General features: G+C 72.7%; 13 protein-coding genes and 1 riboswitch. Of the genes, 9 read left to right on the plus strand and 4 right to left on the minus strand.

Annotation, left to right across the window (positions count from 1 at the left end; all coding sequences use genetic code 11):
• The first annotated feature begins 174 nt into the window (after nt 1-174).
• The 8 genes from HCJ92_RS08525 to HCJ92_RS08560 all read left to right on the plus strand — a co-directional run bounded on the left by HCJ92_RS08525 (nt 175) and on the right by HCJ92_RS08560 (nt 10,663).
• The gene (locus HCJ92_RS08525; RefSeq protein ID WP_245240705.1) at nt 175-1,719 is read left to right on the plus strand and encodes an MFS transporter; all 1,545 of its coding nucleotides are present in this window, start codon (nt 175-177) and stop codon (nt 1,717-1,719) included.
• Nucleotides 1,720-1,726: 7 nt separating this feature from the next.
• Nucleotides 1,727-2,506, plus strand: a complete 780-nt coding sequence (locus HCJ92_RS08530) for a 4'-phosphopantetheinyl transferase family protein (protein ID WP_167932859.1) — start codon at nt 1,727-1,729, stop codon at nt 2,504-2,506.
• A 264-nt stretch (nt 2,507-2,770) separates the two neighbouring features.
• Nucleotides 2,771-3,577, plus strand: coding sequence for an 8-oxoguanine DNA glycosylase OGG fold protein (locus HCJ92_RS08535; protein ID WP_167932860.1), 807 nt, complete (start codon nt 2,771-2,773; stop codon nt 3,575-3,577).
• A 216-nt stretch (nt 3,578-3,793) separates the two neighbouring features.
• Nucleotides 3,794-3,904: riboswitch (SAM riboswitch) on the plus strand.
• An 89-nt stretch (nt 3,905-3,993) separates the two neighbouring features.
• Nucleotides 3,994-5,229 (plus strand): peroxidase-related enzyme, encoded by a 1,236-nt coding sequence (locus HCJ92_RS08540; RefSeq protein WP_167932861.1) that lies wholly within the window; start codon nt 3,994-3,996, stop codon nt 5,227-5,229.
• 164 nt (nt 5,230-5,393) lie between these two features.
• Entirely contained in the window at nt 5,394-6,506 is a 1,113-nt protein-coding gene (locus HCJ92_RS08545) for an ABC transporter substrate-binding protein (protein WP_167932862.1), read from the plus strand.
• Nucleotides 6,507-6,513: 7 nt separating this feature from the next.
• A complete protein-coding gene (locus HCJ92_RS08550; RefSeq protein ID WP_245240706.1) occupies nt 6,514-7,719 on the plus strand; it encodes a FecCD family ABC transporter permease in 1,206 nt (401 codons plus the stop codon).
• Entirely contained in the window at nt 7,716-8,546 is an 831-nt protein-coding gene (locus HCJ92_RS08555; RefSeq protein WP_167932863.1) for an ABC transporter ATP-binding protein, read from the plus strand. The genes HCJ92_RS08550 and HCJ92_RS08555 overlap by 4 nt, the downstream gene beginning before the upstream one ends.
• A complete protein-coding gene (locus tag HCJ92_RS08560) occupies nt 8,543-10,663 on the plus strand; it encodes an FAD/NAD(P)-binding protein (protein WP_167932864.1) in 2,121 nt (706 codons plus the stop codon). The genes HCJ92_RS08555 and HCJ92_RS08560 overlap by 4 nt, the downstream gene beginning before the upstream one ends.
• Before the next feature lie 256 nt (nt 10,664-10,919).
• Here the strand turns inward: HCJ92_RS08560 and HCJ92_RS08565 are convergent, their stop codons facing one another.
• Nucleotides 10,920-11,078: a hypothetical protein gene (locus HCJ92_RS08565; protein ID WP_245240707.1), complete on the minus strand. Its 159-nt coding sequence runs from the start codon at nt 11,076-11,078 to the stop codon at nt 10,920-10,922.
• 576 nt (nt 11,079-11,654) lie between these two features.
• Nucleotides 11,655-11,915, minus strand: coding sequence for a hypothetical protein (locus tag HCJ92_RS25560; protein WP_338054081.1), 261 nt, complete (start codon nt 11,913-11,915; stop codon nt 11,655-11,657).
• Here HCJ92_RS25560 and HCJ92_RS08570 point away from each other — a divergent pair.
• Entirely contained in the window at nt 11,850-12,011 is a 162-nt protein-coding gene (locus tag HCJ92_RS08570; RefSeq protein ID WP_167932865.1) for a hypothetical protein, read from the plus strand. The genes HCJ92_RS25560 and HCJ92_RS08570 overlap by 66 nt on opposite strands.
• Before the next feature lie 216 nt (nt 12,012-12,227).
• On the opposite strand, the gene HCJ92_RS08575 is transcribed toward HCJ92_RS08570, so the two are convergent.
• A complete protein-coding gene (locus tag HCJ92_RS08575) occupies nt 12,228-12,782 on the minus strand; it encodes an Imm1 family immunity protein (RefSeq protein ID WP_167932866.1) in 555 nt (184 codons plus the stop codon).
• 57 nt (nt 12,783-12,839) lie between these two features.
• On the minus strand, nt 12,840-13,010 hold the full coding sequence (locus HCJ92_RS25800) for a DddA-like double-stranded DNA deaminase toxin (protein WP_167932867.1): 171 nt from the start codon (nt 13,008-13,010) through the stop codon (nt 12,840-12,842).
• Between the last annotated feature and the right edge of the window lie 209 nt (nt 13,011-13,219).

Below are 13,219 nucleotides of genomic sequence, written 5' to 3' on the forward strand. Positions count from 1 at the left end.
GCGCCGAACGACGCGCCGCCGCACTGGCGGTGGCCGCCGCCATGGCTGCGGGCGCGGCGCGCGGGGTGCGCCTGCGCGTCCCGCCACCGACCTGACCGCCCGGTCCGCCCGGTCCGCCCGCCAGCACCACCGACCTCCCCCTTTCCCGCCCGACCCGAGAGAACAGGCAACCCGATGCGTCCTTCATCCGAACCGGCGGAGCCCGCCGCACGCCCGATGGTCCAGTGGGACCGCGTCGGCGTCCTCGTCGGCGGCCAGGCCCTCGCCCAGGGCGGCAGCTTCATCCTCATCATCGCCATGACCTGGACCGCCGTGCAGCTCGGCGGCACCGCCGGTGTCAGCGCCGTGCTGCTGGCGTCGTCCCTGCCGCGAGCGCTGATGCTGATCTTCGGCGGCGCGGTCGCCGACATGCTCGGTCCGCGGTTCGTGCTGCTGCGCACCACCGCCGCTCGCGCGGTGGTCCTGTTCGCGGGCGCGCTCCTGGTCTTCTCCGTCGACGCGCTGTGGCCGCTGGTCGTCATCGCCGTGCTGGAGGGCAGTCTCCTCGGCCTCGGCGGCCCCGCGTCGTCGTCACTGATGCCGCACTTCGCCAAGAAGGAGCACCTGGCGCGTGCCAACTCCCTCTACGCGATGGTGGTCCGGCTGGCGCCGATCGCCGGCGCCCCGCTCGGCGCGCTGCTGATCGCCACCGGTCACCTGGGGCACGCCCTGCTCGTCACCGCCGGCACCTGCACTGCCTGGCTGCTCTGCCTGCTGTACGTGACGCGGGGGCTGGAACGGCCCGACCGCGACGCCGACGAGTCGATGGTGCGCCGCTCCGCCGACGGCATCCGGCTGCTGGTCCGCATGCCCCGGCTGCGCTGGATGTTCGTCGCCGCGTTCACCCTGGACCTCGCGTTCAACTGGCCGCTGGAGGTCGCACTCCCGCTGCTGGTGTCGGAGCGCGGGTGGAACGTCTCGGTGGTCGGCGCCGTCATCGCCGCCTTCGGCGCCGGTGCCCTCGTCGCCAGCGCGCTGGGCGTCGTACTGGCCCACCGGGTACCGCTGTTCGCCCGCCTGGTGGTCACCGGCACCGGCATCGCCGCCGGCATCCTCACCATGGCGCTGCTGCCGTCCGCCCTCGGCCTCGGCATCGTCGCCTGCCTGGTCGGTCTGCTCTCCGGCTTCAACGGTCCCGCGATCGTCACCGTGTACCAGCAGGCGGCACCGCCGGACCGGATGGGAGCGGCGATGTCGACCCTGGCGCTGGCCGGCATCGGCACCGCGCCCGTGTCGATCGCCCTGTTCTCCAGCCTCTCCCTGCTGTTCGGGGTCTCCGCCACCTGGGTGCTGTGCGGACTCATCGCCTTCATCTCCCCTGTGGCCGCCTTCGTGGCACTCCGCAAGCCGGAGCCGGGGCGACAGGCCCCGGGGACGCCGGACGCCGCACCGGCCGGTGACGACGACGGCGAGCAGGGCGCGCGGCTCGGCGATGCCGCCCGTGCCACCCGTGCCACCGACAGCGGGGAGGCCCTGCCGGCGTCGGGGCCGACGCCCGAGCAGCCCCTCCGGGTTCCCGCGCTGGTGGGCGCGGCCGGGGGCGTCGACGGTCCCGTCGGGGACCGCCTCGCCGACGCCGCCCCGACCGACGGACCGGCCCCGGAGGTGAACCACCCCACAGCCCTCGCGCCTCGCACCGCGCGGGCCGACGTCCCCCGACCCGCCCCGACATCCGTGTGAGGTGGCCATGAGTACGACCCTCTCCCCTGTCCCTCCCTCCCAGCGTCCCCCCGTGGAGCCGCTCGGCTCCGAACCGGCCCGCCCCGCCCTGCTCTCCCCCGGGCGGGGCCCGGCGCCCGGCACCGCCGTGCCGGCGGCGGGGTGCGCCGACCTCTGGCTGGTGGACACCGCGTCGCACCGGGCGGTGGCCGCCGCGCAGGCGCCGGGGGTGCTGGACCCCCAGGAGCAGGCACGCGCGGCGGAGTTCCTCCACCGCGGCGACCGGGACGGCTACCTCGCCTCGCACGTGGCGTTGCGGCGGTTGCTCGCCGGCTACCTCGGTCGCGGCCCGTCCGGGATCGCCATCTCCCGCGCTCCGTGTCCCGGTTGTGGTCTGCCGCACGGCAGGCCGGTGGTCACGGCCGAACCGCCGCTGCACTTCTCGCTCTCGCACTGCGGGGAGTTGAGCCTGCTGGCTTTCGCGGTCACGCCGGTCGGCGTCGACATCGAGGCACTGCCCGGGGCGGGGACGGTGGCGGAGGCCGCCGAGGTACTGCATCCGCGGGAAGCCGCCGAACTGGCCTTCCTGGGACCACTGGAGCGACGCCACGCCTTCGCCCGTGTCTGGACCCGCAAGGAGGCGTACCTCAAGGGCATCGGCATCGGGCTCGCCGACAACCCGGCAGGCCACTACGTGGGCAGCGGACCGGTCCCCGCCCGTATCCCGGGGTGGACGGTCGCCCCGGTGGCCGTCCCCGGGGACCACCACGCCGCGGTGGCGCTGCGCACCGGACCCGGACCGGTGTGACGGTCGAGGCGTGGTGGCGGAGGCGGGCGCGGCCGGCGGGTCGCCCCGGCTCGGGTCACCACCGCGGCCCTGAAGGGCGGCCGGCCGGGACGGGCAGGCGGGCAGCGCTCCGGACCGGTCCGCCGCCACGGTTCGCGGCGGTCCGCGGCGGTCCGCGGCGGTTCGTCGGCGCAGGCCACGAGGGTTGTCCGCGGCGAACAGCTCCCGCGCCTCGGCCCGGCGTGCCACCATCGGCATCTCACCGATGAACAGTTGGGGGTAGGCGTGGGATTCGATCAGGGTGACGCGGACCGGCTCGACGAGGTGATGCTGGCGCAGCCGGTCTCTCCCCACGGCGTCGCGTCGCTGACCGCGTGGTTCCTCGACCCCGACCGCGGCGGTCGGTACGCCGCGGGGGTGGGCGCACACGCGGTCTCCTACCGGCCCGGCGCCTGGGCCAGGGTCGAGCCCTGGCCGGAGGCGCTCGGCGACCGCGGCGAGGCAGGGCGGCGCGAGGTCAGCCGCGCGGAGGTGGTGGCCGTCGCCCGGGAGGCGGCGTCCCACGGCGACTGGCGCGCAGCGCTGGTCGCCGCGCACGTCTGGGGTTACGGCGGGACCGGGTTCGGGCGGTTCCGGACCGAGCGGGTCCTCGCCCAGCCCGGTGTGGCCGAGGCGCTGGAGAAGGCCGTCGCCTCGCTGCGGGCCGGCGAGGTGGCCGACGCCTACGAGGTGTTGGCACCGGTGCGTCACTACGGGCCGGCGTTCTTCACCAAGTTCCTGTACTTCGCGGGCGCGGCCGTCGAGGCACCCGAACGGCCACTGATCCTGGACAGCGTGCTGGCAGCGACGGCCCGGGCGCACGCCACGGCCGCCGGCGAGGCGGCCGGGGTCGCCAACGCTGCGTCCACCGCGGCGTTCGTCTGGCGAGACGGCGGGTGGACGTCCCATCGGTACGGCGTCTTCCTGGCGTGGCTGCGACGGGGGACGGACGTGCTGACGGCCGAGGGATTCGGCTGGCCGCCCGAGCCTGACCTGCTGGAACTGGCGATCTTCGCGGGCGGTTGGGACGGCTCGTCCGCACCGGCGCCATAGCGGCTCGTGTGGCGACCCGGCGGACACCGGGTCGCCACACGGCAGCCGTTGGCCAGTACCGCTATGTCGCCTGCGTCACGTCGCTACACGTTTCCGCAGGTCAGAAGTGCGCGCCATGGCCCCCACCCGTGAGCGTCCCACCCAATGAGACCGATCCTCCCGAATGACGGACGCGGGCTTTCGTTCGGTGTTCCCCGTCGGCTAGCTTGACGGCCAGGTCAAGAGTGCCAGCGCGAAGACCCGGCTAGCTGGCCGGCAACCCTCCTGCACGGTTGGGGTGCCCCCGGGAGACACGACCGGGCCGCGGTGAAGCGGCAAGCGTGCTCTTCGTGAGAAGTCGCCCCCACCAGGGGTGAGTTGTGCCCGCCTGCCCTCCGCCTCGGCCATACCGTGCCCACACCGACGAGGCGGAACGCATGAGCACCACACCCGACATCGCCCCGGCCGCTGCCGCAGCGCCCACCCACCCGGCAGCCCCTGCCGATCCCGCAGCCGCGACCGCCGACGACATCGGCCGGCTGGCCGGCCTCGGCGAGGCCGTCGCGAAGGCCCGCGCCACCAAGCCCGCCGTCATCGAACGCGGCCAGGCCGCCGGCGACGCCCTGTTCCTCGGCGACGCGCCCGTCACGGAGGCGACCCGGCGCGGCCTGGCCGCCCTCGCCGCGCGCCGCCACGGCGCGGAGGCCCTCGTCCGCCACCACGTCGAACACGGCGCCGACGAGCGGCTGCTGGGTGAGGAGCTGCCGGAGGACCGGGCGCTGCGCGCCGCCGTCGAGCACATCGAGCTGATCACGGTCTCCCCCGCGCTCGCCGGCCGCGAGGACCTGTACCGGCTGGTCGAGGCCGGCTGGTCCACCGACGCGGTGGTCACCCTCTCGCAGGTCGCCGCGTTCACCGCCTTCCAGTCCCGCGCCGTCCAGGGGCTGCGCCTCCTCCAGGGCGACGCGCCCACGACCGAACCGGCACCGGCCCGCCCCACCGTCGGGCGCGGGCGCACCAAGAGCGCAGCCCGCACCGCCGCCAACGGCGGTGACCGCCCGGTGGAGTACACCCGCGAACTGCTCTCCTGGACCGCGTGGTTGCCGCCGGTCCCGGTGGAGGAGCTCACCCCCGAGCAGGAGGACGCCTTCCTCGGGAAGACCAACGGCGAGTACTTCCGGCTGCTGAGCCGGCTGCCGGCCGTGCTGAAGGCGCGCACTGTGCTGGACGCCGCGATCTTCGCGACGCGCGAGGGACTGCCCCGCGCCGAAAGGGAGTTGGCCGCGGCGGCCACCAGCAAGGTCACCGACTGCGTCTACTGCGCCTCGGTCCACGCACGGAAGTCGGCGCAGTTGTCGAAGCGACCCGAGGACGTCGACCGGCTCCTCGCCGTCACCCTCGACCGCGACGCGGACTGGCTGCCGGTGGCGACGGCTCCGCTCGCCGCCGGCCAGGACAGCCGCTGGGCGGCGATCGTCGAGTTCTCCGCGGCGCTCGCCACCACCCCCGTCACCGCGACCACCACCCAGGTGGACCGGCTGCGGGCCGAGGGGCTGAGCGACGCCGAACTGACCGACCTGGTCGCCGCCGTCGCGTTCTTCTCCTGGGCGAACCGCCTGATGCTCAGCCTCGGCGACCCCTTCTGGCCCGGCACCGCCCCCACCGCGCCCTGACCGACCCTCCCCGCCCGGCGCCCCCGCCCGGCGCCCCCGACCGCCGACGCGGTCCGGCGCCCTGCCCCGGGCCGGGGGCCGGACCCCACCAGCCCCTCGCGCACCACCGGCACCACCACCCCACACCCCTCCGACCCCAGCAGCACCCCGAGAACGGAACCGTCATGAGACACCGCCTGCCCCGCGCCTACGCGTTCGCCGCCGCCACCGCCGTCGTGCTCGGCGTCGCGGGCTGCGGCACCGTCACCCCCGAGGACGCCGGGGACGGCGGCTCGGACACCGCCTCCTCGGACACCGCCGCGGCCGGCGACGGCGACGGCACGCTCACCGTCGTGGACGACGCCGGCCGCACCGTCGAGCTGGACGGCCCCGCCGAGCGGGCGGTCGTCCTCAACAGCTACGGCAACGAGTTCGCGCAGGCCATCGGCGCCGGCGACCGCGTCGTCGGCTACGACCGCGTCTCCGCCTCCCGGCTGCCCTACCTGGGCATCGGCGACGACGAGATCGTCAGCGAGAACCTCCAGGAGATCAACTACGAGTCGGTCGTCGCACTCGACCCGGACGTCTTCATCATTCCCCGCAACGGGGCCTGGCAGGAGGCCGCGAAGCAGCTGGAGTCCTTCGACATCCCCGTCGTCGTCGCCACCGCCTGGGACTTCGACGTCTTCCACGAGACCGTCGACCTGCTGGGCGAGGTCTTCGCCGAACCGGAGGGCGCCGCCCAGGTTTCCGGATTCTACGACGAGATCTTCGACCTCATCAGCGAACGCGTCGCCGACACCGAGCCGGTCCGCGTCTACTGGGAGACGGAGGAGCCCTACCTCACCGGGCTGCCCGGCTCCGGGTTCGACCAGATCATCGTCGCCGCCGGCGGCGAGAACGTCTTCGGCGACCTCGACATCAGCGGCGACCAGCAGGCCGAGACCACGGTCGACCCGGCCGCGATCCTGGAGCGCGACCCCGAGGTCGTGGTCCACGAGTTCGGCCCGTCGGCCGAACCCACCGGCCAGGACCGGTTCGACACCCTCGCCGACGAACTCACCGGCCGCGCCGGGTGGAACGGTGTCTCCGCCGTCGCCGACGACCGGGTGTACGTCTCCAACGGCTGGGCCACCAGCGGCCTGTCGAAGGCGCTGGGCGCGCTGTACCTGGCGACCTGGCTGCACCCCGAGGAGTTCTCCGACGTCGACCCCGGCGACTACCTGACCCGCTGGGCCGAGGACTTCCAGGGCGCGGACTTCCCCGGCTCCGACGCCTACATCCAGAAGGTGGGCTGAACACACCATGGCCACCCCGCTCGACTCCGCCGACACCGTCGGCTCCCCCCGCGCGGGGGCGCCCCCGCAGACCGACGTCGCGCCCGCCTCCCCCGGAGCCCCCACCGGGCCCGGGGGAGGCGGGGGCGGCGACCGCCCCACGGACGACCGCCCCACGGACGACCTGCCCGCCGCGCGGCCCCGCGCCGCGTGGGCGGGCCGCACCGCGGTGCTGTGGACCGGCACCGCCGTCGCCGTCCTCGTCACCGCCTGGTGCGTCACCGCGGGAACCAGCAACGCCGGGTTCCTCGACGTCTGGCGGTCGATCCGCCTCGCCGTCCTCGGCGGCACGCTCCCCGCGGACTTCGCCCAGACCTACTCGATCATCACCAACCTGCGGCTGCCCCGGGTGCTGCTGGCCTTCGCCGCCGGCGCCGCCCTGTCGCTGGCCGGTGTCGTCATGCAGGGGCTGCTGCGGAACCCGCTGGTCAGCCCGTTCACCCTCGGCGTCTCCCCGGCTGCTGCCTTCGGCGCCGCGCTGGCCATCCTGCTGACCGGCGGCTCCGCCGGCTCCGGCTCCTGGCTCGTCATCGGCAGCGCGCTCGGCGCCGCCCTCGCCGTCTCCGCCGTGGTGCTCGGCCTGGCCTCGGCCAAGGCCATGTCGGCGGCGACGCTGCTGCTGCTCGGCATCGCCCTCACCCAGCTCTTCGAGGCGATGACCGCCGCGCTGCAGTTCGTGGCGGACGAGAACACCCTCCAGGCGATCGTGCGGTGGACCTTCGGCTCGGTCAACGACGCCAACTGGAACGACGTCATGGTCGTCGGCGCGTGCGCCGTCCTGGCGCTGCCGCTGCTGCTCTGGTTCGCCCGGGACCTCAACGCCATCGCCTTCGCCGGGGACGACGCGGCGAAGAGCCTCGGCGTCAACGTCACCACCGTCCGCGTCGGCCTCATCATCGTCTCCGTCGTCCTGGCGGCGGTCGTGGTGTCGTTCTGCGGGGTCATCGGCTTCGTCGGGCTCGTCGGCCCGCACATCGCCCGGCTGGCCATCGGCGCCGACCACCGCTACCTGCTGCCGTTCTCGTTCCTCACCGGCGGACTGCTGCTGGTCGTCGCCGACACCATCGGCCGGACGATCCTGGCACCCTCGGTGATCCCGGTCGGCATCGTCGTCGCCTTCATCGGCGCGCCGATCTTCATCAACCTCATCCTGACCCGGAGGGCCGCCCAGTGAGCCTCGACATCGCGTCGGTCCGGTTCGCGTACCGGCGCAACACCGTTCTGCAAGGCGTCGATCTCAGCGTCGCCGAGGGCGGCTTCTGCGCGCTGCTCGGCCCCAACGGGTCCGGCAAGTCCACCCTCACCAAAATCATCGCGCGGGTGCTCAAGCCCGCCGACGGCACCGTCGCCTTCGCCGGGCAGGACCTGCTCGCCGCACCGCGCCGCGACCACGCCCGCGTCGTCGCCTACGTGCCGCAGTCCGGCGCCGCACCGTTCGAACAGACGGTGCGCGAAGCGGTGCTGCTCGGCCGCACCCCGCACATCGGGCTGCGGCCCACCCGCCACGACCGCGAGGTGGTGGACGACGCCGTCGACCGGCTCGGCCTCACCGACCTCCGCGACCGGCCGCTCTCCCAGCTCTCCGGCGGACAGGCGCAACGCGTCCTCATCGCCCGGGCGTTGGCGCAGCAACCCCGGGTGCTGCTCCTCGACGAACCGACCTCCGCCCTCGACCTGCGGTACCAGATCGAGACGCTGCAGATCGTGCGGTCGGTGACCCGCGAGGAGGGCGTCACCGCCCTCATCGCGATCCACGACCTCAACCACGCGGCGCACTTCTGCGACCAGATCGTGCTGCTCGACGGCGGCCGGATCGTCGCGGACGGGCCGCCCGCCGAGGCGTACGACCCGGCCGTCCTCAGCCGCGTCTACGGCCTCGACGTGCTGGTCAACCACGGTGAGAACGGTGTCGAGGTGCGGCCGTCCGCGCTGGAACCGGCGCCGGGTGTCATCGGCGCCCCCGCGGCAGCCGGCGCCCGGACGGCGGTGGCCGCCCGATGACCACCCCGGCCGCCGCGGCTCCTGATGCGTCCGCTGCTGCCGGTGGCGCCGACGTCGGTGGTGCCGCCGCCACCGACGCGCCGACCCCCACCCCGCCGGCTCCGCAACCCCCGCCCGGGCCCGGCCCGGTCTACGACGCCGTCCTTGTCGGCGGCGGGCCCCGGGCCGTCGCCGTCGTCGAGCGCCTGGCCGCCCGCCGGGCCGACGCCGCACCGCCCGTCCGCGTCGCCGTCATCGACGCGGTGGAGGTCGGCGCCGGGGCCACCTGGCGCACCGATCAGTCCCCGCTGCTGCTCAACAACACCTACAGCGCCCACACCACCATCCACGCCGACGCCTCGACCCGCATGTCCGGACCGGTCGTCCCCGGCCCCGACCTCATCACCTGGGCGCGCGACAGCGAACCACCGCCGGACCGCCCGGCGTGGGTGGCGCAGGAGGCGAGCGAGCTGCGGCCCTGGTCGTTCCCGACCAGACGCCTCCAAGGCGTCTACTACCGTGAGCAGTTGGCCCGTGCGGAGGCGACCGGCCGCATCACGGTGACCCGAGTCCTCGGCAGCGTCACCGACCTCTCCCCGACGCCCGACGGCCGTACCGTCCACCTCCGTGACGGCCGCAGCTACACCGGCCGCCGCGTCGTCCTCGCCCAGGGCATGGTCCAGGCGAAGCGCTCCCCGCGCGTCGCCGCCTTCGTGCGCGCGGCGGCCGACCACGACCTGGTGTACGTCGAGCCCGGCATGCCCGCCGAACGCGACTGGGCGCGGGTCCCCGCCGGCGAGACCGTGCTGGTGGCGGGGCTCGGGGCCAACTTCTTCGACGTCGTCGCGCTGCTCACGGAGGGCCGCGGCGGCCGGTTCACCCCCGCCGGGGACGGAGACCGTCCCGCACGGCTGCGGTACCTGCCGAGCGGGCGCGAGCCCCGGCTGGTCGCCGGATCACGCCGCGGCCTGCCCTACCGGGCCAAGGCCGACTACCCGGACGGGTTCCCGCCCCGGTACGAGCCGGCGCTCGCCACACCCGCATGGTTCGCCGAGCGCGCCGCCGGCCGCGGGCAGGACTTCCGACGCGACGTGTGGCCGCAGCTGGCGCGGGAGTTCGCCTGGGCCCACCTCTCCACCCTGCTCGCCCACCACCCCGAGGCGCTCCGCCCGGGGGTCGGGGCCGACGACCTGCTGGCCGCGCTGCGCGGCGCCTCCGACGACGCGGCGATCGACGCGGTGATCACCGACGCCCTCGCTCCGGTCCGGCCGTCCCCGGGCGCTGCCGGCCGTGCGACAGCCGCCACCACCGGCCGCCCCGGCGCCCCAGCTGCCGCTGCCGCGCCGGACCCCAGCCGGTGGGCGCTCTCCGTCAGCCGCCTGGACCGCCCGTACCTCCCCGGGCCGGTGGACACAGCAGGCTGGCACCAAGCGGTCCGCCACCACATCGACGCCGAACTCGACTCCGTCCACAACCCGTTGACGTCACCCCGCAACACCGTCAACCGCGCCATGGCCGCGCTGCGCGGCCCGGTGCGGCGCCTGGCGACCGCAGGGGCGCTCGACGGGGCGTCCGTCGTCCGCGACGTGGACGGCTGGTTCAATCGGCTGGGTCTCGCCCTGGCCTCCGGCCCGCCGCCGCACCGCACCGCCGAAGTGCTGGCGCTGATCGACGCCGGCGTGCTGGAACTCCTCGGGGAGGACACCGCGGTGACGGTGGAGGACGGCGCCTTCGTCGGCCGCTCCGCCGTCGCGCGCGACCAGCCGGTCCGCGCCAGGGCGTTCGTCGAGACCCGCATGTCGAAGGGGATCGTCACCGACACCGACGACCCGCTGCTCGGCGCCCTGCTGAGCACCGGCCGGGCCCGGCTCCACGCACGCCCCAGCGACCGCGGCCCCGCCGTGTCCACCGGGACGCTGGACGTCACCCCGGACGGCTTCCACCTCCTCGCCGCCGACGGCACGCCGGACCCGGCCGTCATCGTGCTCGGCATCCCCGCCGAGGCCGTCCAACCCGGCTCCGCCATCGGCGCCACCCCCGGCGTCCCCTCCCCCCTCCTCACCGGCGCCGACAACGCCGCAGCCCAGATCCTCGCCGCCACCCGAACCCCCACCGACCGAGCCGTGGCGCCCCGCTGACACCTGTCAGGCCGGCGCCTCTACCGGCTCGGCGCCCCGGCAGGCCACGACCGTCTCGACCACGCGCTCACAACCGGCTGCACGCAAGATCGGCAGCGGTCGAGAGAGGGCTGACGACGACTGCCCAGCCGGCGCCCAGAAACGTACTGCCGAGGCAGATTCGCCAAAGCCGCGCCGGCAACGCCTCTGGACGAGTCGCCAACCTTCGCACCACCCATCCACCTGGCGGGGACCAGAACCTGCTGTGGGGAGCACATCACAGCGGCTGACTCCTGCCGTTGAGAGGCAGATCCGGCAGGCTGAGCAAGAGAGCCCTCACCTCGTCCTTGGTCGCCCCAACGCGCGTCTGAAAGTCGCGATCATCGCCCGTCTCAAGCGCCTCCATCATCAGCGATGCGACCAGGAAGAACTCCACTCTGGGCATCGTGACGACGACTCGCTCCCCACAGTCCACCACATGCATCCAATTACCCCTCTCATTCACGAACCGACACTTTGGCAAAGTAGGCGCAACCGCGCTGAGGTTCAAGACATGCTTACTGCCGCAGTCGCCGTGGCCGGCTCGAACCGCCCTTGAATCACATTCCGTCTGCCATGGGCCGCTCCAGCCAATCTCGGACTCTACGGCAAACTCAACCACGGCAGCCGGCGCGGATGGCCTCCGTCAGGCGGAGAGCCTGACGACCTGTGCTGGGTCTTCGCCACCGGCGAGCCGGCGCCTGGGCGGCGCCGCCGCAGATGCCGCGCGAGGAAGCGCACGGTGGAGCTGGACACATCAACACCGAAGGGCAGGCAGGCATGTGAAGCCTCTGGTGGGGCTAGGGAATCTTGGCCGCGAAGCCGTCTACCAGGGAATTCACCACGTTGTGTGCCCAACCGCCCAGTCCACCGAGCGGGATTGGACGAGGCTCAGCGCCAGAACGGCAAGGCTCCCACCGAACCATCTCGGTGAGGTCCGCTTCGTCCACTGGCGTGGCCGTTGGCGTTGCCATCAGAGGCAACCTTCTCCTTCAGTGTGAGTTCTCACCCACTCCTCAACAAGACAGGTAGCCAGCCAATGTCCGCGCGTCAGAGCCATATGCTCGGCTGAAATTCCAGTTCCGCCACCCGAGCGGCGCCTCGGATCTGCCCCACGCGCTAGCAGATATGCCGTCACGTCGACATGAAGTGGTTCTCCGCTTTGCTCATGCCCATCAATTTCGACGTCAATTGCGTGATGCAGCAGGGTGAGCCCATTCCGTTCCTGGTGGATATCAGCTCCTCCGTCCAAGAGGTCGCGCAGAAGCCGAAGATCCTCCATCTCCACGGCATGATGGGCAGCATACATTTCAACCATCAGGAGACCTAACCACGAGTCGCTTTCACGTTACGGCTCCCTGGAGCTCTGCATCACTGGCCCCCGCGCGCAAGACGTAAGAATCTTTCCCATCAACAGATACCGCCGGAGCCACAATGTTCCACCTCGGCCCGACATGACCCGAGCCACGGAGATCGGAAGCAAGTTCCTCTGTCTATGCCTGCCTTTTCTGCTAGTTGCTCGTCCGGGCACGGTGCGACTCAACTGTCAGAGGCGGTCCCATTCGATTTCCGGATCCTCGACGACCTCGACCATAGACGGCCGGTCGAGGCGCTGCCCGTTCATGTGACCGGCAACCCAGCTGATGCACTCAGGTCGATTCCCCGAACGCAGTCGACAGAATTCCTCCACCGCAGCCTGAATTCGGGATACCGGCAGAGTACTGGCCAAGTCATGGAAGAGCGGATACCCAGGATCCGACACAACGCGCGGATCGAAAGCAAGAGGCTCGGGATTGTCGGAAATCCAAACAGATTCATAAACCCTTCCCTTGCTATGGAATTCATCATCGACGAACCAGATTAGAGCCCCATAGCCATGGCGTCGATTGATCGCCACGCGCAGATTGCTCGCCGCCACCGGGTCGGTTTCGCAATGCCGTCGATCAGCAATACAGAACCAGGCATCTTCGCCGGGGCAGTAGGAGCCCTCAGCTTCCTCTTCCCCTTGCAAGCCCTCAATGACTTCGGCGACGACCCGTGACGTCTCGACCGGACTCTCGGCGTAGCGCCACTCACCCTTGAAGAATACGCTCAGAAACACGGCCCCTAATTTCCTGATCATCGCCGCACCCGGCCGTGGTGCGAGACGCTACGCATGCTACCCGCGGCCTCTGGGCCAGACTGTCGTGCTCGAACCTTGGGGAAGGGTCGTCGGAACCGCTGACGAGCACGAAACCCTTCCCGTACACGGTCCGCCAGAATGGTTGATTAAGACATCGAGTGATGGTACGCCAGCCTGTCTCATAAGCCAACCAACCTCGGTCTCCACGTGAGTGATTGATACATGGGCCCACTCGCCGGCTTCGATATGTCCGGTGAATTCATGAGGAACTGAGCTGACCCCACTGCCTGGCGGGTAGTGCGGTTGAAAGGGGGCGGCGTCGGGGGGGGGGGGGGGGGGGGGGGGGGGGGGGGGGGGGGGGGGGGGGGGGGGGGGGGGGGGGGGGGGGGGGGGGGGGGGGGGGGGGGGGGGGGGGG

This window comes from Streptomyces spiramenti (assembly GCF_012034385.1).
Classification (GTDB): Bacteria; Actinomycetota; Actinomycetes; order Streptomycetales; family Streptomycetaceae; genus Streptomyces; species Streptomyces spiramenti.

Excerpts from the sequence above, each read along its gene's own strand:
- HCJ92_RS08525 (WP_245240705.1), top strand. The coding sequence starts at position 175 with ATGCGTCCTTCATCCGAACCGGCGGAGCCCGCCGCACGCCCGATGGTC.
- HCJ92_RS08530 (WP_167932859.1), top strand. The coding sequence starts at position 1,727 with ATGAGTACGACCCTCTCCCCTGTCCCTCCCTCCCAGCGTCCCCCCGTG.
- HCJ92_RS08540 (WP_167932861.1), top strand. The coding sequence starts at position 3,994 with ATGAGCACCACACCCGACATCGCCCCGGCCGCTGCCGCAGCGCCCACC.
- HCJ92_RS08545 (WP_167932862.1), top strand. The coding sequence starts at position 5,394 with ATGAGACACCGCCTGCCCCGCGCCTACGCGTTCGCCGCCGCCACCGCC.
- HCJ92_RS08550 (WP_245240706.1), top strand. The coding sequence starts at position 6,514 with ATGGCCACCCCGCTCGACTCCGCCGACACCGTCGGCTCCCCCCGCGCG.
- HCJ92_RS08560 (WP_167932864.1), top strand. The coding sequence starts at position 8,543 with ATGACCACCCCGGCCGCCGCGGCTCCTGATGCGTCCGCTGCTGCCGGT.
- HCJ92_RS08570 (WP_167932865.1), top strand. The coding sequence starts at position 11,850 with ATGCCCATCAATTTCGACGTCAATTGCGTGATGCAGCAGGGTGAGCCC.